The organism is Spongiactinospora sp. 9N601 (genome assembly GCF_044326295.1).
GTDB lineage: Bacteria > Actinomycetota > Actinomycetes > Streptosporangiales > Streptosporangiaceae > Spongiactinospora > Spongiactinospora gelatinilytica.
Genome location: NZ_JBIRBB010000009.1, coordinates 112,341 through 135,565, shown reverse-complemented (window position 1 = coordinate 135,565; position 23,225 = coordinate 112,341). Strand labels below are relative to the sequence as shown.

Sequence of the window (23,225 nt, the reverse complement as noted above, 5' to 3'; positions counted from 1 at the left end):
TTCAGCCTTTCATGGGGGATTCAGATGAGCGGTGATGACGTAACGGCCATGCGGGAAGCGGCGCTGCGGTTTCTCGGCGCGCTCGACGGCGAGCGGGCCGAGGCGGCGCGGGCGGGGTTCGGTTCGGGGGAGCGTACCGAGTGGAGCTACCTGCCGGGCCCGCGCCCCGGGCTGCCGCTGGTCGAGATGACCGCCGAGCAGGAGGAACTGGCCCTGGCCCTGCTGGAGACCGGGTGCAGCGCGGCCGGGGCGGAGGTCGCCCGCGCGATCATCGCGCTGGAGCGGATCAGGCGCAGGCTGGTGACCGGCGTGGAGGAGATCGACGGCGACCGCTACTGGTTCCGGATCTTCGGCGACCCTGCGGGCGACGGCCCGTGGATGTGGCGGGTCAACGGGCATCACCTGGCGATCCACGTCACGGTCGCGGGCGGCGAGTGTACGGTCACCCCGAGCTTTCTCGGCTCCGAACCGGCCATGGTGCTCTCCGGGCCGCAGCGCGGGCTGCGGGTGCTCGCCGAGGAGGAGGAACTGGGCCGGGCGCTGCTCGCCGACCTCGCGCCGGACCAGCGGCGCACGGCGATCGTCGATGAGACCGCGCCCGACGACATCCTCACCCGCGTCGATCCGGTGGTGGACCTTTCGGGCTTCCCTCCGGGGGTGGCGTACGGAGACCTGCCCGCGTCGTCGAAGGACCTGCTGGAACGGCTGGTCCGCCGCTACTTCCAGCGTGCCCCCGCCGGGTACGCCGAGGCGAGCTGGCGACGCGTCCTCGACGCCGGCCTGGACAAGGTGACGTTCGCCTGGGCGGGGTCGGACCGGCGCGGCGAGGGGCACTACTACCGCGTGGCCGGTCCGACGTTCCTGCTGGAGTACGACAACACCCAGGACGACGCCAACCATGTCCACTCCGTCTGGCGCGACCCGCGCTACGACTGGGGCGGCGACCTGCTCGCCCGCCACTACGCCGCCGGCCACTGACTCAGCGGCTGACGGACTTCTTGTACAGCCGGGTGGCCAGCGGCACGAAGACCACCAGGAGCAGTACCGACCACAGCACCGACACCGGCACCGCGTGCTGGAGCGGCCAGGCGTCCGGCACCGGCAGCGCGGCGCTGGTGTTGCCGAACAGCTCACGGGCGGCCTGGACCATCGTGGAAACCGGGTTCCAGTCGGCGATCGGCCGCAGCGGGCCGGGCAGCCGGGCGCTGTCCACGAACGCGTTGGACAGGAAGACCAGCGGGAACGACACGAGGGTGGCGACGTTGTTGAAGACCTCGGGGGTACGCAGGGCGAGCGCGACCGTCGCGGTCACCCACGAGAAGGCATAGGCGAACAGCAGGAGCAGCAGGAACCCGCCGATCGCCTCCCAGAGCGAGCCGTTGATCCGCCAACCGACCAGCAGACCGACCACGGCCATGGTGACGATGCTGGTCAGATTGGTGATCAGGTCACTGAGGGTCTGGCCGGTCAGCACTGCGGAAGGTGACATCGGCAGGGTGCGGAAGCGGTCGAAGATGCCCTTCTGGAGGTCCTGGGTGAGCGTGTAGCCGGTGATCTGCGCGCTGGTCACGATGGTGAGGACGAAGATCCCGGGGAGCAGGTACTCGCCGTACGACATGCCGGGCAGGCTGATCATGCTGCCGAAGACGTAGGTGAACAGCAACACGAACACGATCGGCATCATCACGACGCCACCCAGCAGGTCGGGCGCCCGCCTGATCTTCAACGCGTTCCGCTTGGTGATCGTCACACTGTCGGCGATCACCATCTGAAGGGTGCTCATCGCGCGTTCTCCTTGATCTTCTTGGTGGTGCCCGCGGGGGTGGCGGCCTCGTGACCGGTCAGGGTCAGGAACACGTCGTCGAGGGTCGGGCGGCGCAGGCCGGCGTCGCGTACGGTGACGCGCTCGGCGGCCAGGTGGCCGAGCGCCGTGGTCAGTGCGGCGGCGCCGCCGGTGACCGGGACGGTCACCCGGAAGGCGGCCGGATCGACCTGCGGCTCGCCGACGGCCAGCGGCGCGAGGATCCGCCTGCTGATCTCCAGGTCGGCCGCGCTGGTCAGCGACAGCTCGATCCGGTCGCCGCCGACCTGCTCCTTGAGCTGGTCGGCGGTGCCGAGCGCGATCACCCGGCCGTGATCGACCACCGCGATGCGGTCGGCCAGCCGGTCGGCCTCCTCCATGTACTGGGTGGTGAGCAGGACCGTCGTACCGGACGCGACCAGCTCGGCCACGACCTCCCACAAGCTCGCCCGGGCCCGCGGGTCCAGGCCGGTGGTGGGCTCGTCCAGGAACAGCACGGGCGGGTCGGCGACCAGCGCCCCGGCCAGGTCGAGCCGCCGTCGCATCCCACCGGAAAAGCCCTGTACCGGGCGGTCCCCGGCCTCCACCAGGTCGAAGCGCTCCAGCAGCTCCCGCGCCCGCCGGCGGCTGCGCTTGATACCCAGGTGGTAGAGGCGGCCGACCATTTCCAGGTTCTCGGCGGCGGTGAGATGGTCATCGACGGCGGCGTACTGCCCGGACGCCCCGATGCGCCCGCGCAACTCACGCGCGTCCCGCACGACATCGAAACCGGCCACGGTGGCGTATCCGGCGTCGGGCGCGAGCAGTGTGGTGAGAATGCGTACGGTGGTGGTCTTACCTGCACCGTTCGGCCCGAGCAGGCCGAACACCGTGCCCTCGGGGACGGACAGCTCCATCCCGTCCAGGGCCTTGACGCCGCCGAACTTCTTCATCAGTCCTTCGGCCACGATCGCGGGGGACATAGGATTCTCCTACTTTCGGAATTGAAAAGTCACCGGCATTCGACATGAATGGAGGCACGGTCGATACAGCCGACGCCACTGTCATGGCGGGCGCGGCCGTTATGGCAGGTACAGCAGCATGGCGCGGACCTCACCGGTGCGGCCCATGCAGTTCTTGTTCGGCGGTACGGCCAACGCCGACCGTTATGGACGGCCCCGGCCAACGCGGTTCATATGGGCGGTTCGGCCAGCGCGGCTGACGCAACAGGCCCGACCGACCGACACCACTGGGATAGACGGAACGACTGACGTGGTCGGCGCGGATCTCATGGCCTACGGCCGAGGCCGTTAACGCGACCGGTACGACCGACGCGGTTCAGATAGGCGGTACGGTTGGCGCGGTCGTTATGGCTGGTAGCGGCCAGCGCGACCGACCCCGGGCGCGGCCAACTCCACTGCTTGTGGCCGGTAGGGCTAGCGCACCCAGCCCGTGTAGTGGCCGCCGGATGGCTTGTCGGCCGGGCCGGTGGGGCGGGTGCCGCTGGTGGGCTGGAGTGCTGCGGACACGGCGCGGACGAGCCAGGCGTTGACCGAAAGCCCCTCCCGGCCGGCCGCCTCCTCGATGCGCGCCTTGAGGTGATCGGGGACGCGCAGGGTGATCCGCGAGGTGCCGCCCTCGTCGTTGTCCGCCGGGTCGGTGACGGGCGCGCGGACGCCCATCGCGACCTCCACCGCCCCGGCCAGCGCACTGCGCAGGCTGCTCCCGGGCGTCTCCCTGGCCGGCCGCTCGGCGCGCGGTGGCGTCACCAGAAAGTCGGGGTCGCGCCCGCGCAGCCGCAGATCGACCGACCCCGGCGCGAGATCCCGGGTGATCTCGCCGGCGGCGGCGGACAGCGCTTCGAGCAGGGTGAGCCGGACGGCCGACTCAAGCGGAGCGGTAAGCCGTTCGGCGAGCTCACGAGCATCGGGCCCACTGGCCTCGGCGGCGGTCGCCAGCTCGCGGCGAAGGTTCTCAACATAGGGCGTGAGGTCCATGACGTCACTATGACGCATTTTTGACGTCACCGCAAGACATCACTCGAATCGGTGTGACACCGCCTGCCCATGACCACCTCGAACAATCCCGGGAGGCCAGCCCGCCGCCAGCCACGACGTCACCTTGACGTCACCTACGACGCCTCGCCCTCTAAGGGGGATACCACCGTCCTGCGTTCCCGCCCCGCCGCCGAAGGGCTTCGCGCGGCGTCACGGCTCGCCCCGCGACCACCACCGAACCACGGTGACCGCCCAAGGCCGTTCGGACATCACCACCCTCGCCGCGGAACGGTGTGGCGCAGGGTGCTGGTCAGGTGCCGGCCGGCTATGTCGTGGCGGCGCGGGGGAAGGCCACCGGGCTGCGTCGTCCGTCACGGTCCACTGCGCGGAGGCCGAACTGGACGTTGTCCTTGGCCAGGGGGATGGTGGCGGTGGTGGTGTCGCCGACGTCGATGGCGTGGGTCCATTCCGGGGCGGTGGTCTCTCGCCAGACGACCTCGTACCCCGCGAGGCCCGGGGCGGGGTCGCGGTCCCAGTGGAGGGTGGTGTCGTTGGTCAGGGTGGCCGCGTCGATCACGACGTTCTTCGGGGTGCCGGGCCCCTGGGACAGGGACCAGAGGGTCGCGGCGTTCACCTTGGCGACCCGGGCCGTGTAGTCGAAATCCACGAACTCCGGCAGGTCGCCGTACCGTACGCCGTCCTCCACGCGTACATCCTGGTGCTCGTGGGCGTAGTTCTCCCGTGGCTCGGTGAATCGCGCCGCCGGATAGCCCTGCCGGATGAAGGAGATGTGGTCGCTGCCGCGCAGGTACCGGTCCCGTCGCCAGATGACCCGGACCTTCATGCCGGTCGCGTCGTTCTCCGCCACGTCCTTCACGAAGCGGCCGAGTTGCCGCGAATGGCCGTCGTTCTCGCCGCCGACCGACTGCCGGAGGGCCGCCTCCTGCGGGGTCTCGGTGGTCGGCACGCCCTCCACGAACAGGCGGACCGTGTGCGGTTCCGGCCGGGTGCCGTCCCACCCCGAGCTGGCCCCCACGATGTCGTTGCTGAACATCGCCTGTACGTCCGCGCCCGCCTCCTTCAGCTTCGCCGCCATGTGCGCCGACCCGTAAAGGCCCTGCTCCTCGCCGCTGACCACGGCGAACACCAGCGTCCCCCGGGTGCGCCGGGCCGCGAAGACACGGGCGAGTTCCAGTACCACGGCCACGCCGGAGGCGTCGTCGTCCGCGCCGGGGGCGTCGCCGGTGGCGTTCATGACGTCGGTGACCCGGGAGTCGAGGTGGCCGGTGACCACGTACAGGCGGGCGGGCGAGGCGTCGCCGCGCAGTGTGGCGATGACGTTGGTGATGGTCGTCGGCGCGGGTATCCGGGGGGAGACCGGCTGCACGAACGACTGCTTCTCGACGGTCATCCGGCCGCCGGAGGTCGCCGCGACCGCCCGCAACCTGGCGTGGACCCATTCGACGGCCGCGCCGATGCCGCGCACCGGGTCGGTCTGGGTGGACAGCGTGTGCCGGGTGCCGAACGCGACCATCCGGAGTATGTCGGCTTCGATCCGGCGGGGGTCGATCTCGCGCAGCAGCGCGCGCAGTTCCCGCTCGGGCCGCTGCGGCCGTACCGGATGCCCCGGCCCGTCCACGCCACCCGCACTGTCCGACGCGAGGGCGGGGGCGGCCAGTAAGGGCGTGGACAACGCGGCGGCGGCGGACGCGGTGAGGAACGTACGCCTGGCCGAATGCTGATGGCTTGATTCCATGACACGAATAAACGCCGGATCGGCAACAAACGCCAGGGCCGCGAATCAACATGCCAAATCCGCTAGGGTGAGGCGATTTACCGGCCTACCCAGGGGAATTCGTGCGCCGATACCGTTTCGGGAGATTGGCGGCGCTGCTCGCTCTCGGTTATGTGATGGTGACCGCCGTGCTCGGTGTCATCGTGCTGACCGGCGGCGATTCCGCGCTTCTTCTCATGGCCGTGACACATGTGCCGATCCCCCGGGAAGCGGCCCTTTCCTGGTGGGAGATCCCGCTGCTGGTCCTCGCCGCCGCCGCAGAGGGCTGGGCGCTGTGGTACCTGCTGCGCGGCCGGGCCGCCGGCGCGCGGCCCACGCTCGACCGGACCGTACGCCTGCTGCGCTGGGCGCTCTACCTTCAGGCCGCATCCACCCTGGGCACCGTGATCACCTCCTGGCCGTCCTGGCCGGGCGTCGCCGACCGCGTCAGCAGGTTCGCGCTGGTGGTGCTGTTCTTCCTGGTACTGCGCCGCGCGACGACCGCTTTCCGGGTCGTCATGCTGGTGGCCGGCGCGCTGTCCATGGTGCTCTTCCTCGGTTCGACGATCGCCCGCGCGCTCGACGCCGCCACCCTGACCCAGATCTTCCATTTCGCCAGGCTCAACGGCGTGCCGTGGGTCATCTGGATGGTCCTCGTGCTGATCGCCCAGGCGCGCGACGGCAGGTGGAGCCGGGGCGTCGTGTGGATCGGGGCCGTCTCGGCGGTGGTGGGTCATCTGCTGCTGCCGACCGTCCCCGCCCTCCTGCCGTTCGTCTTCGACGGCGAGGGTTTCATGGCGCTGGACATCGTCCCCTACGTGCTGGCGAGCGTGCTCCTGGCGGTCTGGTACACGCGGTCCGCGCACGAACTCGCAGGCGGCACCCGGCCCGCGAAGCCCGCGCCCGCCCCGCTCCCCCGCAAACCGCTCGGCTGGTGGCCGCCCGCGCTCATCGCGGTCGTCCTGCCGCTGATCCCCGCCGCCGTCAACCTGGCCCACGGTGTGCCCACATGGATCGGCCCAAGAGGGGCGATCGAGTCCTTCCTCAGGACCAACGCCTATCAGACCCCGTTGCCGGGCTTCTGGCTGGCCGCCGATGTGCTCGCCGGGGTCGGTGCGCCGGCCGTCCTGGTGCTGGTCACGGTGGCGCGCAGGACCGTACGGCAGGTACGCGTCACGGCGGCCGTCCTGTTCGCCGTCGCCGGGGCCGGGGTCGTCAGCGCACTCACCACCGTGCCGGACCCGGTGAACGCGGTGTGGGGGCCCCTCTCGCCCACGGAGTTCCAGAACCCGGGCGCGCAGATCCATCCCGACGGGCTGTACGCCCCCGACGCGGCGGGGGGCGTCTTCTTCGGCATCTCACCGCTGTGGTTCAGCGCCGCGTTCGTGGCCTCCGCACTGTTGCTGATCTTCAAGTACGGCGGCGGCCCGGCGTACCGGACCCGCTTCCACGTCCTCGCCTCGGCGACCGCCGCGTCGCTGGCGGTGTGCTTCCTCCCGGTGGGCGACCTGGCCGCCGGGCCGGTGACCACGCAGGAGTCCTGCCCGGCCGGGTACCCGACGCGCACGCTCAGCGGCGAGCGGGCGTACCTGTGCGACCTGCTCCGGTCGCAGCCGCTGCCGACGCTCAAGGGGGCCGCGGACCGCGTCGCCCTGCGGTACGGCCGCGCCCTGTGCGGGGTCTTCACCAGGAACGACCCCGCCGAACTCGCCCGCGTCGAACGGGCCGACGGCCTCAAGGTACGCCGGTTGAGCGGCACCCTCGCCCCGATCTGCCCGAGCGCGGGGGCGGTCGCCGCGGCCGAGCTGGCCACGGCGGAAGCCGAGGTGCAGGCGCTGCTGGAGGCCGGGCGGCAGGTGTGCGCGCGGGCGCCCCGGCACCGGCCGCGCATCGAGCCGGTGGCGGCGATCCGGCAGCGCGAGCCCGTGTACACCGACTACGGCAGTCTGGTGGCGTACGAGCCGGAGATCACAGAGGACCCCCTGCTCACCGACCCGCCGCAGCAGAGCGGCGTGCTGAGCGGTGGCCCCGGGGTGCTCAGCATCGATACGTACGCCGACCCCCCGCTGTGCGTCACCACCGAGACCTACATCCGCCGCCCGCCGCTGGAGACCAGGGGCTGGGAGCACGTCGCGGAGGCCGGTTTCCACAACCTGAGCGGTGAGATCCGCTTCGCCGACGCGATGGGCGGCACGCCCCTGCCCGACCTGGCCGCGCGCGGCAAGGGCCGGTACCGGATCCGCGTCCACTACTCCTGGATCCGCGAGAACGGCGACCTCGTGGGCCAGCGCCTGCTGATCATGGCCTTTCCCGGCCGTGGCGACGACCTCACCGTCCACACCAAACGCCGAAACCCGACATAACACCGGATTATGCAAAGGCGAAGGGTGGGCAGTCCGCCCGCCCGCTGTCACGTTGAGTGCAGCCCGGCCAGGCCAGGCTCCTTTCGACTCTCGATGAGGGACCTCGGGAGAGGAGTCATCTCGCACATGAAACGCACGACGCGCGGGGCGATCGTGTGCGCCCTGGTGGCCGCCGCGATGGCGTCGGCCCTGACGTCCCCACCGAGCGCCGCCGCACGGGCACCCGCCGCATCCGCCGCATCTGCGGCACCCGAGGTGCCGACGTACGCCCCGCCCGACAAGGAGGCCCAGGCCAGGGCCCTTGACCTGGCGACACGTACGCTGACCGGCGGGCAGGGCGTGATCGAACGCTCGCCTGGCGACCGGTTCGGCACCCCCCGGACCGTCTTCGGCGCGGGCGGCCTTCAGTTCCTGTCGTTCCCGCGCACGTACCGGGGCCTGCCGGTGTACGGCGGCGAGGTCAACTTCATGATCAGCCGGGACGGCCGTACCCTGCACCACACCACCACGGCCCAGCAGGCCGAGATCGACGTGCCGGTCACCCCCGCGATCAGCGAGGAGCAGGCGCGCGCCATCGCCCGCGCCGAGGCGGGCCGGAACGCCACCGTCCGATCGGCCCGGCCGCTGGTCCACGTCACCGGGTCCGCCCCCCGGCTGGCCTGGGAGGTCGTCGCCGAAGGCCGCTCGCCGGCGGGCCTCCCTGCCGAGCCGCACGTCTTCGTGGACGCGGCCACCGGAAAGGTCCTGGAGAACCGGGACGCGATCAAGCAGGCCGTCGGCCACTCCCACTACAACGGCGACCCGGTGGACATCGGCACCACCGCCACCGAGTCCGGGTACGCGCTGCGCGACCCGTCCCGCCCCGGCATCGAGTGCGGCACCGCGAGCGCGGTGTTCGGGGGCTCCGACGACGAGTGGGGCGACGGCTCGGGCACCGATCACGAGACCGCGTGCGTGGACACGCTATTCGGCGTCCAGCGTCAGTGGGACATGCTGCGCGAGTGGACCGGCCGGAACGGCATCGACGGCCAGGGCCGCGGCTTCCCCGCCAAGGTCGGCTACAACATGCCGAACGCCACCTGGTCCGGCTCCGAGGTGAACATGGGCCGCAACGTGGCGGGGACCAAGCAGACCACGCCGCTGGACGTGGTCGGCCACGAGTACGGCCACGCCGTCTACCAGTACTCCGGCTCCGGCGGCTCGGGCGGCCCCGGCTGGGGCGCGGCGCTGGACGAGTCCACCGGCGACATCCTGGGCGCGATCCTGGAGCACTACGTCGGGCACCCGGCCGCGCTCGACGAGCCCGACTACCTGGTCGGCGAGGAGATGGACCTGTTCGGTACCGGGCCGATCCGCAACATGTACGACCCGGCGCGGATCGACGACCACCCGGGCTGCTTCACCGAGACGCCGCCCACGGACGCCCACACCGGCGCGGGACCGCAGAACCATTGGTTCTACCTGCTCGCCGAGGGCTCCAGCCCGGCCAACGGCAACCCGCCGAGCCCTGTCTGCCGGGGCGGCGGGGTGCAGGGCATCGGCGTCAAGAAGGCCGCGGCGATCTTCGTGACCGCGCTCCAGCTCAAGACCGCCCGCTGGAGCCCGGGGGCGGCCCGGGTGGCGACGGTACAGGTCGCGTACGGGCTCTTCGGCGGCTCATGCAAGGAGGCGGGCGTGGTCAGGGACGCCTGGGAGGCGGTGGGCGTGCCCACCCAGCCGGGCGAACTGATCGTGGAATGCGGGCCGGAGTTCGACCTGCGGGTGATACCGGACGTGGTCACGACCCATCCCGGCGACTCGGTCTACGTACACCTCGTCACGGAGAGCGACGAGGAGCCCGATCCGACGCTGTGGCTGCGGTCCGAAGGGGCCCCGGCCGGAGTCAGCGTGGGCCACCCCGACCTGATCAGGGGAAACGACATCGTCCCGGTGAAGATCGATACCTGGTCCACGTTGCCCCTGGGGGCCTACAAGATCCGGTTCACCGCCGGCGCGGGCGTCTACTCCAAGGCCGTCACCTCCGAACTACGGGTCGTCGAACGGCCACCGTGGCTTCGGATGCGGGTCGAACCGGACCGGCTGCCGCTCGGCCAGGACCTGACGGGCACGGCGACCGTGCGCACGGAGCCGGCCGGCGGTCCGCCCATCGTCGTACGGCTGTCGGCGACCGCCCCCGACTGGATCACGGTCACCTTCGATCCGGCCGACATCACGCCCGGGGCGAGTGCCAAGATGACCATCACCGCGCGGCCGGACGTCCGGCCGGTGATCGGGGTGATACACGTACGCGCCACCGGCCCGGTGTCGGGGGCGACGGAGATGACGGTCGAGGTGCCCCCGGTGCCCTGGCGGCCGGGGACCGGCTACGAAGTGGACGATGTGGTCGTTCACGGCACCGAGTGGTACGTCTGCCGCAAGGCCCACACCTCCAGGCCGGGCCGCACCCCGCCGAGGTCGCCCGCCCTGTGGCACCACCTCGGGTGACCCCGCGCGGGTCATTCGCCGAGTGACCTGCGCACGGCGATGTCCACCAGCTCGTGGAGCTGCTGGTCGGTGAAGATGTCGGGGAGCGTCAGCCGTTCCACGATGAGCCAGTTCAGCGCGAGGTAGAGGAGCAGCACGGAGGTCGAGTCACCCGGCAGGCCGGAGGCGGCGTGGTGGGCGAGGTTGGCGTCGATGTCCTCGCGGATGCGCTTGGTGAGCACGGCGCGCAGCTCGGGCCGCCGGGTGGACTCCAGCCGCAGCTCCAGCAGCGCCAGGTAGCCGGAGCCGAAGGCGGAGATCCGGTCGACCAGCTCGTGCATCAGCTCGGCGTAGCGGGCCCGGTCCTGAACGCCCTCCCGGCTCTTGGCCAGGACCGCCTCATCCGGTAGCAGCCGCTCGTAGATGCGGCCCCCGACCTGCATGAACAGCTCGTCGCGGCTGGCGAAGTAGTTGGAGGCGGTGCCGGTGGGCACGGCGGCCTCGGCGTCAACGGCGCGGAAGGTCAGCCCCCGCGCGCCCTCCCTGGCGAGCACCTCGATGGCCGCGTCGATCAGCGCCTGCCGCCGCTCGGGGTTCGTGCGCATGTTGACACCACTCCATGTGTAGTACTACGGTGAAACCACTTCAACCATAGTACTGCATCAGGAGTTAATCAGTATGCGAAAGCTTGTGTACTACGTGGGCGTATCGCTCGACGGCTACATCGCGGGCCCCGGCGGCGAAATCGACTTCTACCCGGTGTCGGACCAGATGGCCGCCTGGATCAACGCCCGTTACCCGGAGGTCGTGCCCACCCACATTCGCGCACACGTCGGCCTGACGGACGCGCCCAACCGGGCCTTCGACACGCTGGTGATGGGGCGCGGCACGTACCAGCCCGCGCTGGACGTCTCCATCACCAGCCCCTATGCCCACCTGCGGCAGTACGTCGTGTCCAGCACGCTGACCATCGACGACCCGGCGGTGGAACTCGTGCCCGGCGACCCGATCGGCCTGGTCCGGCGGCTCAAGGCGGAGGACACCGGCATGGACGTCTACCTCGCGGGCGGCGGCAACCTGGCCGCGGCGCTGCTCCCGGAGATCGACGAGATCGTGCTGAAGCGCTACCCGGTGGTGGCGGGCGCGGGCGTCCCGATGTTCGCCGGAGGGTTTCAGCCCACGCTGTTCACCCCCACCCACCACGAGTCCTTCGACAACGGCGCCCAGGTCACCTGGCTCACCAGGGCCGAATGACAGATGTCATGCGGACGGGTGACATCGGCACGCCGGTCGCTGTGGTTTCGGCACTACGCCCGCCCGGGCGGCTCCCCGACGATTGCCGGTAGACACCCACCGGCACAGAAGGAGTCCTCCAATGGCGAGCATCACCCCCCAGAGCACGAGCTGGACCGCGTGGCTTGCGGGCCGGTGGCCGACCGGGCTGGCGCTGGTGGCGTCGGCGTTGATGATCGGCGGCGGGCCGGGGCAGGGGGCGGCCGGGTTCGGGCAGATCCTGCCGCTGCTGCCGCTGCTCTATCTGGTGATGGCCAAGCTGCATCGGCGCGAGTGGACCTGGCCGGGCCTCGGGATCGGGTCGGTCGTGATCTTCGGCCTTCAGTTGCTGGACATCCCGGCCGCCGCCGTGTTCACCGGGATCGCGCTGGTCGTACTGGTCTGGGCCGGGGTGGACGGGCAGGTGCGCAAGGACCGCGCGTTCCGGGCGCAGGCGCTCGGGATGCTCCTCTTCGGCGGGCTGGCGCTGGCCGGGCTGGCCGTCGATCCGGACCTGGGCCGCTACCTGGTGGCGGCGGGCTGGTTCTTCCACGGCGTGTGGGACTTCGCGCACCTGCGGGCCAACAAGGTGGTGGCCCGCTCGTTCGCCGAGTGGTGCGGTGTCGTGGACATCGTGGTCGCGGTCGCGCTCGTCCTGCTGCCCTAGATCAGTCGAGGGCGGCGGCCTTGCGCAGGAGTACCGAACGCTCCCGGGCGTTGCCGCACAGGCGGGCGGCGAACTCCAGTTCGGCGCGGGCCTCGGCGCCGCGGCCGAGCCGGGCGAGCAGTTCGCCGCGCACGCCCGGCAGCAGGTGGGAGCCCGCGAGGCGGCCGGAGGCGGCCAGTTCGTCCACGATGGACAGCGCCAGGCCCGGCCCGTTCGCCATGGCCACGGCGACCGCGCGGTTGAGTTCGACGACGGGCGAGGGGGCCACCCGGCCGAGCGCCTCGTACAGCAGCACGATCCGCTCCCAGTCGGTCTCGGCCACCGAGGACGCCGACGCGTGGCAGGAGGCGATGGCCGCCTGGAGACCGTACGGCCCGAGGCCGCGGCCGGCGGCGGCCCTGGCCAGGGCGGCCTGCCCGCGCCGGATCGCCGAGCGGTCCCACAGCCGGCGGTCCTGGTCCTCCAGCAGTACGGCCTCGCCGTCCGGGCCGGTGCGCGCCGGGAAGCGCGCGGAGGTCAGCTCGAACAGCGCGAGCAGCCCGTACACCTCCGGCTCGCCGGGCAGCAGCGCGGCCAGCATCCGGGCCAGCCGGATCGCCTCGTAGGCGAGGTCGGCGCGCAGCAGGCGGTCGCCGGAGGTCGCCGTCGAGCCCTCGGTGAAGATCACATAGAGCACGCTCAGCACACCGCCGAGCCGTTCACGGCGTTCGGCGGCGGGCGGCTGCTCGAACGGCACGCCCGCCGCGGCGATCGTCTTCTTGGCCCGGGTGATCCGCGCCTGGACGGTCGGCACCGGCACCAGGAACGCCCGCGCGATCTCCTCGCTGGACAGGCCGCCCACCGCGCGCAGCGTCAGGGCCACCCGGGCCTCCGGCGACAGCACCGGGTGACAGGCCATGAAGATCAGCGCGAGGATGTCGTCGTCCACCCGGTCGGGGTCCCACGGCAGGTCGCCCTGCCGTTCCCGCGGGTCCACCGCGCCCGCGGCGGCCTCCCCCTCGGCGAGCCGGCCGGCCAGCATGGCGTACCGGGCGTCCAGCCCCGACCTGCGGCGGAAGCCGTCGATGGCGCGCCGCCGCGCGGTCGTGAGCAGCCAGCCCACCGGGTTCGCCGGGGCCCCCTCACGCGCCCAGGTGACCAGCGCCTCGGCCAGTGCCTCCTGGGCGACGTCCTCGGCGAGTTCCAGTTCGCCGGTGTAGCGGGCCAGCGCGGCGACGATCCGCGCCGACTCGATCCGCCACACGGCCTCGACGGCCCGCCGCGCCGACTCAGTGCCCCGCTGCGGGTCCGGCTGAGGGCCCGGCTGAGGGTCCGGCGCGGTGCCCGGCAGGCCGTTCTCGGCCGTGGACATCAGAGCTGGCCGGTCCGCTCGCGCCACGCCCGCTCATTGATGATCCACTTGTTGTCCTGCGGGAACTCCTCGATGCTCGGCACCCGGCGGATCTCGCACTTGGTGCCGGGGATCGGCGGGAGCCGCTTGGCCCACTCGACGGCCTCCTCCTTGGTGGCGACGTCGAGAATGTAGTAGCCGCCGAACAACTCCTTGGTCTCCCCGTACGGGCCGTCGGTGACCACCGGCGTCTCGCCGCTGAAGTCGACCACCACGCCCTGCGCCGGGTCGTCCAGGCCCTCGGCGGCGACCAGCACGCCGGCCCGGATCAGCTCGTCGTTGAAGCGGCCCATGGTCTCCAGCATCTCCTCGAAGGAGACCTTGGACATCGCCTCCATGGTCTCGTCCGTCCCGCGCATGATCAGCATGTACTTCGCCATCGTGGCTCTCCTCGTTCTCACCGGGCCGCCCTTTCGACCCTTTCACCCCAAGGTCGAACGGTGCTCCCACGGATCGACACGCTAGACGAAGTTTTTTCCGGCATCTCGCGCAGGGCCGCATCCACAGGTTTCGGACACCTTGAGTGGCCGCCGCCCGCGGGCAGTCATGGCGAGCCCGGCTCGAAGAACTCCAGCGCGTTGCCGGCGAAGATCCGGGCGCGGTCGGGTTCGGTCAGTTCGGCGCACCCGCGTACGGCCGCGCCCGGCTGCTGCTCACCGAGTGGGAACGGGTAGTCGGTGCCGAGCATCACCCGGTCGGCGCCCATGACCTCCACGAGCAGCCGCAGTGCCCGCGGGTCGAACACGGCCGAGTCCACGTAGAAGCGCGAGACGTACTCGGACGGCGGCCGGGGCGAGTGCGCGCGTACCAGGTCCCGGTTGTGCCAGGCGTTCTCGGCCCGGCCCAGCAGGTAGGCGAAGCCGCCCCCGCCATGGCAGAAGCACAGCTTCAACGACTCCGGCAGCCGCTCGAAGGCCCCGGTCAGGATCAGCCCCAGGATGCTGAGCTGGGCCTCGGCGGGCATGCCGACCAGCCAGGACAGCATGTGGTGGCCCATCCGGTCCGCGCCGAGCATGTCCCACGGGTGGACCAGGACCGGCACCCCCTCGTTCCCGCAGTGCGCCAGGAACTCCACCAGCTCCGGGCGGTCGAGGTACCGCTCGCCGACGTGGTTGCCGAGGTGTACCCCGCGGTGCCCGGCCGCGATCGCCCTGGTCATCGTGTCCACGGCGCGGTCCACGTCCTGGAGCGGCACCTGGCACAGCGGCAGCAGCCGGTCGGGGGCGGCGGCGCAGTGCGCGAGAATCCGCTCGTTGACCAGGTCGCACCAGTCGGCGGCGCGGGCGGGGTCCGCGCTGTAGCCGAACAGCAACGGAGTCGAGGAGACCGCCTGCACGTCGATGCCGAGCGCGTCCATGTCGGCCAGCCGCCGCTCCGGCTCCCAGAGCCCGGCGGTGACCGGACGGTACTCGTCCCCGCCGCTCATCATCATGCCGCCGCCGTCGCCGTGGACGCGCAGCCACGGTCCGGCGTCCGCGCTGACGATCCGGCTTTCCTCCCGGGTGATGGCCGGGAAGATGTGGGCGTGGACGTCGATGACGGTCACGGGCTTCTCCTTGGTCCGGTGCCGGTACAGCGTCAGGCGTGGGGGGCGACGGCGGGGCGCAGCGGCTCGGGCCGGTCGCGCCCGGGGTGCTCGGTACCGCACTCGGGGCAGGTGCGGATCAGGTTGGTGTCCTGCCAGATCCGCACGTTGCCGACCGGGGGCTTGAGCCGGTCGCGGTGCTCGTCGATCCAGCGCTCGAAGTTGAACGGCATGCCGTGGGCGAGGCGCGGCAGCGTCATCGTCACGAGTCCTTTCCGGGTCGCGGGATGTGGGCGACGCACGAGATCTCGATGAGCAGATGGGGGTGCGGGAGCTGGTGGACCGCCACCGTGGTGCGGCTGGGGCCGGTCTCGTCGAAGTACTCGGCGTAGACGGCGTTGTAGCCGCCGAAGTCGTTCATGCTGACCAGGTAGGTGGTGACGCTGACGATGTCGCCGAGGTCGCCGCCCGCGGCGCGCAGCAGGGTGCGGATGTTCTCGATGACCGCCCTGGTCTGCTCGCGGATGTCGAGGGAGGTGACCCCCATCTCGTCGGCGGACGCGCCGGCGAACGTACCGTCCGGGCGGCGGGAGCTCGTGCCGGACACGAAGACCAGGTCGCCCGCCCGCCGTACATGCGGGAACCGGCCGCGCGGCTTGGCCGCGCCGGGCACGACGATGGCCGGGTGCTCGTCGTCGGGACGGCTCATCACGAGGTCACCTCCATAACGCCGAGGAGCTGCGTGGCGCGGCGCGCAGGCGTTCGGCCGCCGCCTCGACCGCCTTTGGTCCGATCATGTCTCCGCCCCTCAGATCCGCACGCAGACGTTGACCGGCTCGGAGAAGAAGTCCAGCGAGTACTCCCCGCCCTCCCGCCCGATCCCGGACGCCTTGACCCCGCCGAACGGCGTCCGCAGGTCGCGCAGGTTCCAGCAGTTCACCCAGACGATGCCCGCTTCGACGCGGGGCGCCACCCGGTGCGCCCGGGACAGGTCGCTCGTCCACACGGTGGCGGCCAGCCCGTACGCGCTGTCGTTGGCCAGCCGGACCGCCTCGTCCTCGGCGTCGAACGGGGCCACGTGGCAGACCGGTCCGAAGATCTCCTCCCGGACGGTCCTGGCCGTGGGCGGCAGGCCGGTCAGTACGGTTGGTTCCACGTGGAACCCTTCGTCGCGGCGGTCCCCGAAGTCCGGTACGCCGCCGCCCGCCACCACGGTCGCGCCCTCCTCGACGGCGAGCCGGTAGTACGACAGCACCTTGTCCCGGTGCGCGGCCGAGATCATCGGCCCGTACCCGGTCAGCTCGCGGGCGCGCTCGCCCAGCAACGCCACGAACCGATCGAAGATCGGCCGCTCGACGTAGACCCGCTCGGTGCACAGGCAGATCTGGCCGGAGTGGGTGAAGGCGGACCGCGCGGTCCCCTCCACGGCGGCCTCGAAGTCGGCGTCGGCGAAGACCAGCGCGGCGTTCTTGCCGCCCAGCTCGAACGACACGGGGGTGACGTGGTCGGCGGCGGCCCGCATGATGGCCGATCCGGTGGCCGACTCCCCGGTGAAGGCGATGGCGTCCACCCCGGGGTGGCCGGTCAGGAACTCGCCGGCCGCGCCCGCCCCATGCCCGTGGACCAGGTTGAACGCGCCCGCCGGAAGGCCGGTCTCGTGGATCACCTCGGCGAGCAGCGCGGCGGTGCCGGGGGTCTCCTCCGACGGCTTGGCCACCACGGCGTTGCCCGCCGCCAGGGCGGGGGCGACCTTCCAGGACAGCAGGAGCAGCGGGAGGTTCCACGGCGAGATGACCGCGACGACGCCGAGCGGACGCCGGACCGTGTAGTTGAGCGCCTGGCCGTGCGGCGAGGCCGTGTGAAATGCGCTGTCGCGGCGCGCGTAGAGCAGGTCGGCGTACGCCCGGAAGTTGTCGATCGCGCGCGGGATGTCCATGGTCTCGGCCAGGGCGCGGGGTTTGCCGGTCTCGCGTACCTCGGTGTCCACGAACTCACCGAACCTGGCCGCGATGCCGTCGGCGATGCGGCGCAGGGCAGTCGCACGGTCCTGGGCGGACATGCTCCCCCACGGGCCCGACAGCGCGCCGCGCGCCGCGCGGACCGCTTCGTCGACGAGGTCCCTGGGCGCTTCGGGGACGGCCCCGATCACGGCCCCGTCGGCGGGGTCGATCAGCGGGAAGGTGTCGTCCGCCCACCGGAAGGACCCGGCCACGTACATGGCCACCGGGTCTGGTCCCGGAGCTGTTCGCCGCATTACTGCCCCTTCCACAACAGCCCGCCCAACAGCGGACAGATGAGATGATGCGCCATGCGGGCTATATCACGCTAATATCGGTTTTGGCGTTATGTATCACCATTTTGTGATAGGAGGCGCCCATGCGTCCGGTAGATCTGCTGAACGGGCGGCTCAAGCTGCGCCACCTCGTGCTGGTCGTGGTGATCGCCGAGCAGGGCAGCGTGCTCCGCGCGGCCGAGCACCTCCGCCTCGCCCAGCCCGCCGTCACGCGGGCGCTGCGCGAGGCGGAGCAGTTCCTCGGGGTCGCGCTGTTCACCCGGGGGCCGCGCGGGGTGACCCCCACGCTGTTCGGCGAGGCGTTCATCGAGCACGCCAGGACCGTGCTGGCCGAGCTGCGCCGGGCCGGGGAGCGCATCGACGAGCTGAACCGGGGCGACGTCGGCACGGTGACCATCGGCACCCTGCTCGCCGGGTCGAACGTGCTGCTGCCCCGGGCCATCGCGGCGCTCAAGGCCGACCGGCCGGGCATCACCGTGATCGTGCAGGAGGCCACCTTCGACACCCAGGTACCCCGTCTGCTGGACGGCGAGATCGACATGATCCTCGGCCGGCTCAACCCCATCGAGGACCAGCCCGCCCTGCGTCAGATCACCCTCTACAGCGAGCCGGTCCGCCTGGTGGCGCGGGCCGGCCACCCGGCGCAGCCCCTCCCCGGGCTCACGCTGCCCGACCTGCTCACCTACCCGTGGGTACTGCCGCTGGAACAGACCTCGCTGCGGCACGAGCTGGAGCAGGTGTTCCGGAACGAAGGGCTGGAACTCCCGCACAACCGCGTCGAGTGCACCTCGATCCTCACCGTGCGCACGCTGCTCCGGGACACCGACATGGTCGCCGCCCTGCCGGAACTGGTCGCCCGCACCGACCCGCACCTCGCGCTGCTGCCCGTGCCACTGGCCTCGGTACGCCGCCTGGTCGGCGTCACCTTCCCCGCCCACCGCCCGCTGACGCCGTCGGCCCGCCTGATGCTGGACCACTTCCACGCCCAGGCCGCCGAGATCACCGCGCCCATCGCCGGCTGATCACTCCACCGCCGCCCGGCCGGGGCGTCAGCACCCGCTGGACGAACCCCGGTGCGACGTGCCCGGCCGCGCGGTGCCCGCCGCCCACGAGGCGAGGATGCGCAGGCCGTCGTGGGAGGGCGTGCCGGGCTCGGCGGTCCACACCACGAGCTGCTGGTCGGGGTCGCCGGCACAGGCCAGCGCGTCCCAGTCGAGGGTCAGCTCGCCGGCCACCGGGTGGCACAGCACCTTGGCGTACTTGCTCCGCAGGCTCACCTGGTGCTCGCCCCACCAGCGGCGGAAGTCGTCGTACCGGACCGACAACTCGCCCACAAGGCTCGCCATCCGCTGGTCCGCCGGATTACGGCCGGCCTCCATCCGGAGCAGCGCCACCGTGTCGCGGGCCATGCGTTCCCAGTCGGCGTGCAAAGCTCTGATCGACGGGTCCGCGAAGAGCAGCCACACATAATTTCGCTTCTTTTCTGGAATTTCGGCGAAATCGGTGAAGAGTGCGGCGGCCATCCGATTCCACGCGAGAATGTCCATCCGGCGGCCCAGGATGACCGCCGGAGTGGTGGTGAGTTCGGACAGCAGTCGGCGCAACTGCGGGCGCGCCTTCTGGGCGGCCTGCCGGCGCGGGCGGGCGGCGTCCCGGCCGGCCAGCTCGAACAGGTAGGCGCGCTCGTCGTCGTTCAGGTGCAAGACCCTGGCCAGCACGTCGAGCACCGGCGCCGACGCGGGCCTGCGGCCCTGCTCCAGGCGGGTGTAGTAGTCGGTGCTGATCGAGGCGAGCAGCGCGACCTCCTCCCGGCGCAACCCCTTGACCCGCCGCCGGGCCCCGGTGTCGGGCAGCCCGACCGTACGCGGGCTGAGCCGGGCCCGGCGAGCCTTCAGGAACTCGCCCAGCTCGCTCTGGTGCGCGTCACCGCTCATGGGACGAGTCTCGCAGAGAACACGACCCCGGCGGGAGGGCCATGAATGCAATTGTGCGGCCGTGGGCCGGATGCGAGCGCGGAGACGGCTGCGGGTATTGCGTTTCCGCTTGCTCATTGGAAATAACGGCAATATACGAAAGCGAACCTCCCTTTCCTGAGCCCCCGCGGACGCGTTGGCCTAGCGCGGGACGATGCCCCTGGCGATCGATTCGATCGCCTCGGCCGAGGCGCGGACCGCGGCGAAACCGCGCTCGCGCAGGTCGCTCTCGTAGCCGCCGATCGGCAGGCCGGCGACCAGGTGGCGGGTGAGCGAGGCGGCGTCGGCCAGCGCCGTGTTCGCGCCGGAGCCCCTGGCCGGGGGCATCGCGTGGAGGGCGTCCCCGAGCAGCGTCACGTTGCCCGGCTCCCACGGCTCGACCGGGGCGGACGCGCCGATCGTCAGATAGAAGGTGTGCTCGGGCCACGCCCGCTCGACGATCGCCCGCATGGTGGGATGCGCCCCGGCGGTCAGCTTCAGCGCCTCCCGATACAGCTCGGGACCGGACAAGTCGCCATAAGCCCCGGTCAGGCGACCCCTGGTGACCGACTCCCCCTCCCCGTGCGGCCCGGGACCAGGCAGATCCGCGCCGGCCCCGGCCAGGCGGTCCTTGTCCATGGTGATCGCCCACATGACGTAGTCGCCGGGGTCGCTCAGGCGCAGGCCCGGGACCAGCTTCGCGGCCGTGGCCCGTGGGTCGCTCTCGAACCGCAGGTAGCCCACGAGCATCGCCGGGTCCATGTCGGTCACCGCGGCGAACGCGGTGGCCAGGCCCTCGGGCATGGCGGACGCGATCTCGGCGGTGATCGGGGATTTGCCGCCGATCCAGCGCAGGCCCATGTCGATCACCTCGGCGTGCGGGAGCAGGCTCCGCCGTACGGCCGAGCCGATCCCGTCCGCGCCGACCAGCAGGTCGCCGGCCTCCGACGTGCCATCGGCGAAGTGCGCCCGCACCCGGCCGTCCTCGCCGGTGTGGCGCTCGAACCCCTTGCCGTACCGGATCTCCACCCCGGCGGACATGATCTCCCGCAGCGTGAGGCGGCTGACCGCCCGGCCGTTCCTGATCACCGCGCCGCCGCCGGGCAACTCGGGCACCGGTACCTCGGCCAGCCGTTCACCCGCCGCCGAGATCAGCATGAAGCGCTCGCTGGCCTGCCCGCGCGTCCGCATGAACAGCTCGAACAGCGGCTCGGGCAGGCACGCCCGCAGAGCGTCCTCCCCGCGGTCGTCGATGTGGACGCGGTGCCCCTGCCCGCGGGCGTACGGCGAGGCGTCCCGCTCGAAGACGACCACCTCGAACCCCGCCCGCCGCAGCCCCTGCGCCAGGCAGAGCCCGCCGAGCCCGGCCCCTGCGATGAGAACCTTCACAGTGAGAACCTTTCGCTGAGTGCGCGGGCCATCGCCCGCTCGGCGGCCGGCCGCCGTTCCTGGTCGTAGGTGTCCAGCGGCGCCCCGGTGGCCAGCGTCTCGGCCACGTGGTGGGCGTCCTGGACGCGGGAGTCACCGTGCAGCCCGGGGACGGGCGGGGCCGTGTAGGCGGACTTGGCCATGAGGATCACCCGGTCGCATACGAACCGGTCGGCGACTCGCCCGGCGATCTCCATGGTCGTGACGCCCAGCAGTTCCGCCGCCCGGCCCGCGCCGAGCGCGGCGGCGACCTGGCGGGCGGGGTCGGCGGCCTCGGGCACGGTCAGCGACCATGTCCCCGGCGTCCCCGGCTCCTCGGGCAGCAGGATGCCGCGCACGGACCGGACCAGATAGCCGTCCCGCCCGGCCAGGTCGGCCAGGTCGGCGCGGAATCGGATGACCCGCGACAACCCGATCCGGCCGGGGCCGTGAACGCCGATGCCCAGGCATTTGCGGATCGTGCCGTCGTCGGCGGCGATCACGTACTCCGCCTCGGGGTCCATCACCTCGACGCCCATCCGCACCTCCGCGCCCCGTCGCCGGGCCTCGGCCAGCAGGAGTTCCTCCAGGGCGCGCTCGTTGCAGGAGACGCCCTCGGCGGGAGTGTGGATCAGGGTCTTGTCCCGGTCGGCCAGGGTGTCCACCGCGAACATCCGGCCGGGACGGCCGAGCGCGATGCCCCGGACCGCCGCGCCGAGCCCGGCGGCGTCCAGCAACCGCATCGTCGTGTCGGAGAGCAGGTGGTTGCGCGGCGCGCGGGGGATCTCCGGCCGCCGCTCCACGACCGTGGCGGGGATGCCGCGCGCGGCCAGGAACGCGGCCGTGGCGAGGCCGCTGAGCCCGCCACCCACGATGAGCACGTCCATGGCGCCCTTTCTTCAATGGTGTTGAAGAAATCTAGCCGAGCCAGGCAAATACTTCAATGCCGTTGAAGAATGGGTAGGATCGCGGTCATGAGCGGTCGGGCGGGCAGATGGCGTTCGGGGGAGGAGAGCAGGCGCCGGATTTTGGCCGCCGCCCGGGCGCGGTTCGTCCAGGAGGGGTACGAGCAGACCACCGTGCGCTCGATCGCGGCGGACGCCGGGGTGGACCCGTCGATGATCAACTACTTCTTCGGCGGCAAGGACAAGCTCTTCGCGGCCGTGCTGGCGGCCCCGGGCAGCCCGCGTGAGCCGCTGGCCGCCCTGCTCGCGGCCGGCACCGACGGCGCCGGGCCGGTGCTCGTCCGCCGGTTCCTGGAGGTCTGGGACGCCACCGACGACCCTGACCCGCTGCTCGCCGTCGTCCGCTCGGCCGGCCGGCCGGACCTGCTGCGGGAGTTCATCGACCGGGAGTTCGCCGACCAGCTCGTCGGCCACCTCGAAGGGCCCGACGCCGAGCTGCGGGCCGCGCTGATCAGCGGCCAGTTGCTCGGCCTGGCCGTGGCGCGGTACTCGGTCGCCTTCGACAGCGTCGCCTCGGCCACCCACGACGCCCTGGTCGCCCACCTCGGCCCGCTGGTCCAGGCCCTCCTCGACGGCCCGCCCGAGGGCCGGCGTGTCCTTCACAAGGGGGCGGCGGGCTGAGAGCATGGCGGGCGTGTCCCTCACCGAGTGGCCGTTACGCCTGGTGCGAGCCGTTGTGTTCGCGGTGGTGTGCGTCGCCGTGTCGGCGGCGGGGCACGCGTTCGCCGGGGGTGGGGCGGTGGCGCCCGCCGGGCTGGGGCTCGGGTTCCTGGGCGCGCTGATCTTCGCCGGGGCGCTCGCGGGGCGCGAGTGCGGACGGGTGACCGTGCTCGCGGCCGGGGTGGGGGTTCAGGTCCTGCTGCACCAGATGTTCGCGCGGGTCTCGCCGCTTCCCGAAGCGGTCCCCGAGCACGGGCACAACGGCTCGGGACCCGGCATGATGGCCGTCCACCTCGCCGTGGCCGTGCTGAGCGGATGGTGGCTGCACCGGGGCGAGAGCGCCCTGTCGCTCATGCTCCGGCTGTGGGGCAGACCCGTGCTCGCGCTGTGGCACCGGCCCCTCGCCGTGTCGCCCATCGCCACCGTGCCCCGGTACACCGTCCACGCCTGGGACCCCGAGCCACCGGCGCTACGGCTGATCGCGGCGGCGATCCACCGGCGTGGACCGCCCGCGGCGCGGCGCGCCGGCTGATCGGACCTGCGGCAGGCGGCGGAGCAGCGGATCCCCCGGGACCTCGGGTCGCCGGCGCGTCCGGCGTGCTCTCGCCGGCTTTTTGACGTCCACGCTGACATTCACATCACGACACCTGCCGTCGCGGGCCGGCCGCTTCGCCATGCACTGATCCACCGATTCATGGCTCTGTCGCTCTGCCGACC

Annotated in this window: 22 protein-coding genes; 8 read left to right on the top strand and 14 right to left on the bottom strand. The window is 71.9% G+C overall.

The features are described 5' to 3' along the window. Window positions 1–24: 24 nt before the first annotated feature. Window positions 25–978, top strand: coding sequence for a DUF3500 domain-containing protein (locus tag ACH34R_RS22870; RefSeq protein WP_397563522.1), 954 nt, complete (start codon window positions 25–27; stop codon window positions 976–978). A 1-nt stretch (window position 979) separates the two neighbouring features. Here the strand turns inward: ACH34R_RS22870 and ACH34R_RS22865 are convergent, their stop codons facing one another. From ACH34R_RS22865 to ACH34R_RS22850, 4 genes are all read right to left on the bottom strand, one after another. Next, window positions 980–1,783: an ABC transporter permease gene (locus tag ACH34R_RS22865; RefSeq protein WP_397563520.1), complete on the bottom strand. Its 804-nt coding sequence runs from the start codon at window positions 1,781–1,783 to the stop codon at window positions 980–982. Further along, a complete protein-coding gene (locus ACH34R_RS22860) occupies window positions 1,780–2,763 on the bottom strand; it encodes an ATP-binding cassette domain-containing protein (RefSeq protein ID WP_397563519.1) in 984 nt (327 codons plus the stop codon). Before ACH34R_RS22860 ends, ACH34R_RS22865 begins: the two co-directional genes overlap by 4 nt. Window positions 2,764–3,216: 453 nt before the next feature. After that, window positions 3,217–3,777, bottom strand: coding sequence for a toxin-antitoxin system HicB family antitoxin (locus tag ACH34R_RS22855; protein WP_397563517.1), 561 nt, complete (start codon window positions 3,775–3,777; stop codon window positions 3,217–3,219). A gap of 325 nt (window positions 3,778–4,102) precedes the next feature. Further along, window positions 4,103–5,533 (bottom strand): M28 family metallopeptidase, encoded by a 1,431-nt coding sequence (locus ACH34R_RS22850; protein ID WP_397563516.1) that lies wholly within the window; start codon window positions 5,531–5,533, stop codon window positions 4,103–4,105. 101 nt (window positions 5,534–5,634) lie between these two features. Between ACH34R_RS22850 and ACH34R_RS22845 the strand changes: the two genes are divergently transcribed. Then, window positions 5,635–7,914: a hypothetical protein gene (locus ACH34R_RS22845; RefSeq protein WP_397563514.1), complete on the top strand. Its 2,280-nt coding sequence runs from the start codon at window positions 5,635–5,637 to the stop codon at window positions 7,912–7,914. A gap of 126 nt (window positions 7,915–8,040) precedes the next feature. Then, complete coding sequence (locus tag ACH34R_RS22840) at window positions 8,041–10,398, top strand: M4 family metallopeptidase (RefSeq protein WP_397563512.1); 2,358 nt, start codon at window positions 8,041–8,043, stop codon at window positions 10,396–10,398. Between the two features lie 11 nt (window positions 10,399–10,409). On the opposite strand, the gene ACH34R_RS22835 is transcribed toward ACH34R_RS22840, so the two are convergent. Then, the gene (locus ACH34R_RS22835) at window positions 10,410–10,982 is read right to left on the bottom strand and encodes a TetR/AcrR family transcriptional regulator (protein ID WP_397563511.1); all 573 of its coding nucleotides are present in this window, start codon (window positions 10,980–10,982) and stop codon (window positions 10,410–10,412) included. A 73-nt stretch (window positions 10,983–11,055) separates the two neighbouring features. On the opposite strand from ACH34R_RS22835, the gene ACH34R_RS22830 reads away from it, so the two are divergent. After that, the gene (locus tag ACH34R_RS22830) at window positions 11,056–11,631 is read left to right on the top strand and encodes a dihydrofolate reductase family protein (protein ID WP_397563510.1); all 576 of its coding nucleotides are present in this window, start codon (window positions 11,056–11,058) and stop codon (window positions 11,629–11,631) included. A 121-nt stretch (window positions 11,632–11,752) separates the two neighbouring features. After that, on the top strand, window positions 11,753–12,316 hold the full coding sequence (locus ACH34R_RS22825) for a hypothetical protein (RefSeq protein WP_397563509.1): 564 nt from the start codon (window positions 11,753–11,755) through the stop codon (window positions 12,314–12,316). A 1-nt stretch (window position 12,317) separates the two neighbouring features. Here the strand turns inward: ACH34R_RS22825 and ACH34R_RS22820 are convergent, their stop codons facing one another. The 6 genes from ACH34R_RS22820 to ACH34R_RS22795 form a co-directional block, all read right to left on the bottom strand. Further along, on the bottom strand, window positions 12,318–13,694 hold the full coding sequence (locus ACH34R_RS22820) for an RNA polymerase sigma factor (protein ID WP_397563508.1): 1,377 nt from the start codon (window positions 13,692–13,694) through the stop codon (window positions 12,318–12,320). Then, window positions 13,667–14,086 (bottom strand): YciI family protein, encoded by a 420-nt coding sequence (locus ACH34R_RS22815; RefSeq protein ID WP_397563507.1) that lies wholly within the window; start codon window positions 14,084–14,086, stop codon window positions 13,667–13,669. The genes ACH34R_RS22820 and ACH34R_RS22815 overlap by 28 nt, the downstream gene beginning before the upstream one ends. Window positions 14,087–14,250: 164 nt before the next feature. Next, window positions 14,251–15,252 (bottom strand): amidohydrolase family protein, encoded by a 1,002-nt coding sequence (locus ACH34R_RS22810; protein ID WP_397563506.1) that lies wholly within the window; start codon window positions 15,250–15,252, stop codon window positions 14,251–14,253. Window positions 15,253–15,284: 32 nt separating this feature from the next. Continuing rightward, window positions 15,285–15,491 carry a hypothetical protein gene (locus tag ACH34R_RS22805; protein WP_397563505.1) on the bottom strand — a complete coding sequence of 69 codons (207 nt, stop codon included), beginning with the start codon at window positions 15,489–15,491 and terminating at the stop codon, window positions 15,285–15,287. 2 nt (window positions 15,492–15,493) lie between these two features. Continuing rightward, window positions 15,494–15,940 carry a RidA family protein gene (locus ACH34R_RS22800; RefSeq protein WP_397563504.1) on the bottom strand — a complete coding sequence of 149 codons (447 nt, stop codon included), beginning with the start codon at window positions 15,938–15,940 and terminating at the stop codon, window positions 15,494–15,496. A gap of 99 nt (window positions 15,941–16,039) precedes the next feature. Next, the gene (locus ACH34R_RS22795) at window positions 16,040–17,485 is read right to left on the bottom strand and encodes a 2-hydroxymuconic semialdehyde dehydrogenase (RefSeq protein ID WP_397563503.1); all 1,446 of its coding nucleotides are present in this window, start codon (window positions 17,483–17,485) and stop codon (window positions 16,040–16,042) included. 122 nt (window positions 17,486–17,607) lie between these two features. Here ACH34R_RS22795 and ACH34R_RS22790 point away from each other — a divergent pair, with 122 nt between their 5' ends. Further along, the gene (locus ACH34R_RS22790) at window positions 17,608–18,546 is read left to right on the top strand and encodes a LysR substrate-binding domain-containing protein (RefSeq protein WP_397563502.1); all 939 of its coding nucleotides are present in this window, start codon (window positions 17,608–17,610) and stop codon (window positions 18,544–18,546) included. Window positions 18,547–18,573: 27 nt separating this feature from the next. On the opposite strand, the gene ACH34R_RS22785 is transcribed toward ACH34R_RS22790, so the two are convergent. The 3 genes from ACH34R_RS22785 to ACH34R_RS22775 form a co-directional block, all read right to left on the bottom strand. Then, a complete protein-coding gene (locus ACH34R_RS22785; protein WP_397563501.1) occupies window positions 18,574–19,458 on the bottom strand; it encodes a helix-turn-helix domain-containing protein in 885 nt (294 codons plus the stop codon). Window positions 19,459–19,638: 180 nt separating this feature from the next. Next, window positions 19,639–20,865: an FAD-dependent oxidoreductase gene (locus tag ACH34R_RS22780; RefSeq protein ID WP_397563500.1), complete on the bottom strand. Its 1,227-nt coding sequence runs from the start codon at window positions 20,863–20,865 to the stop codon at window positions 19,639–19,641. Continuing rightward, window positions 20,862–21,770, bottom strand: a complete 909-nt coding sequence (locus ACH34R_RS22775; protein WP_397563499.1) for an FAD-dependent oxidoreductase — start codon at window positions 21,768–21,770, stop codon at window positions 20,862–20,864. Before ACH34R_RS22775 ends, ACH34R_RS22780 begins: the two co-directional genes overlap by 4 nt. Window positions 21,771–21,857: 87 nt before the next feature. On the opposite strand from ACH34R_RS22775, the gene ACH34R_RS22770 reads away from it, so the two are divergent. Together ACH34R_RS22770 and ACH34R_RS22765 are read left to right on the top strand one after the other, a co-directional pair. Further along, complete coding sequence (locus ACH34R_RS22770; protein ID WP_397563498.1) at window positions 21,858–22,469, top strand: TetR family transcriptional regulator; 612 nt, start codon at window positions 21,858–21,860, stop codon at window positions 22,467–22,469. A 13-nt stretch (window positions 22,470–22,482) separates the two neighbouring features. After that, window positions 22,483–23,040 (top strand): hypothetical protein, encoded by a 558-nt coding sequence (locus tag ACH34R_RS22765; RefSeq protein ID WP_397563497.1) that lies wholly within the window; start codon window positions 22,483–22,485, stop codon window positions 23,038–23,040. Window positions 23,041–23,225: the final 185 nt, after the last annotated feature.

Coding starts and splice junctions, on each gene's coding strand:
- ACH34R_RS22870 (WP_397563522.1), top strand. CDS start 25: ATGAGCGGTGATGACGTAACGGCCATGCGGGAAGCGGCGCTGCGGTTT.
- ACH34R_RS22865 (WP_397563520.1), bottom strand. CDS start 1,783: ATGAGCACCCTTCAGATGGTGATCGCCGACAGTGTGACGATCACCAAG.
- ACH34R_RS22860 (WP_397563519.1), bottom strand. CDS start 2,763: ATGTCCCCCGCGATCGTGGCCGAAGGACTGATGAAGAAGTTCGGCGGC.
- ACH34R_RS22855 (WP_397563517.1), bottom strand. CDS start 3,777: ATGGACCTCACGCCCTATGTTGAGAACCTTCGCCGCGAGCTGGCGACC.
- ACH34R_RS22850 (WP_397563516.1), bottom strand. CDS start 5,533: ATGGAATCAAGCCATCAGCATTCGGCCAGGCGTACGTTCCTCACCGCG.
- ACH34R_RS22840 (WP_397563512.1), top strand. CDS start 8,041: ATGAAACGCACGACGCGCGGGGCGATCGTGTGCGCCCTGGTGGCCGCC.
- ACH34R_RS22835 (WP_397563511.1), bottom strand. CDS start 10,982: ATGCGCACGAACCCCGAGCGGCGGCAGGCGCTGATCGACGCGGCCATC.
- ACH34R_RS22830 (WP_397563510.1), top strand. CDS start 11,056: ATGCGAAAGCTTGTGTACTACGTGGGCGTATCGCTCGACGGCTACATC.
- ACH34R_RS22825 (WP_397563509.1), top strand. CDS start 11,753: ATGGCGAGCATCACCCCCCAGAGCACGAGCTGGACCGCGTGGCTTGCG.
- ACH34R_RS22815 (WP_397563507.1), bottom strand. CDS start 14,086: ATGGCGAAGTACATGCTGATCATGCGCGGGACGGACGAGACCATGGAG.
- ACH34R_RS22805 (WP_397563505.1), bottom strand. CDS start 15,491: ATGACGCTGCCGCGCCTCGCCCACGGCATGCCGTTCAACTTCGAGCGC.
- ACH34R_RS22800 (WP_397563504.1), bottom strand. CDS start 15,940: ATGAGCCGTCCCGACGACGAGCACCCGGCCATCGTCGTGCCCGGCGCG.
- ACH34R_RS22795 (WP_397563503.1), bottom strand. CDS start 17,485: ATGCGGCGAACAGCTCCGGGACCAGACCCGGTGGCCATGTACGTGGCC.
- ACH34R_RS22790 (WP_397563502.1), top strand. CDS start 17,608: ATGCGTCCGGTAGATCTGCTGAACGGGCGGCTCAAGCTGCGCCACCTC.
- ACH34R_RS22785 (WP_397563501.1), bottom strand. CDS start 19,458: ATGAGCGGTGACGCGCACCAGAGCGAGCTGGGCGAGTTCCTGAAGGCT.
- ACH34R_RS22775 (WP_397563499.1), bottom strand. CDS start 21,770: ATGGACGTGCTCATCGTGGGTGGCGGGCTCAGCGGCCTCGCCACGGCC.
- ACH34R_RS22770 (WP_397563498.1), top strand. CDS start 21,858: ATGAGCGGTCGGGCGGGCAGATGGCGTTCGGGGGAGGAGAGCAGGCGC.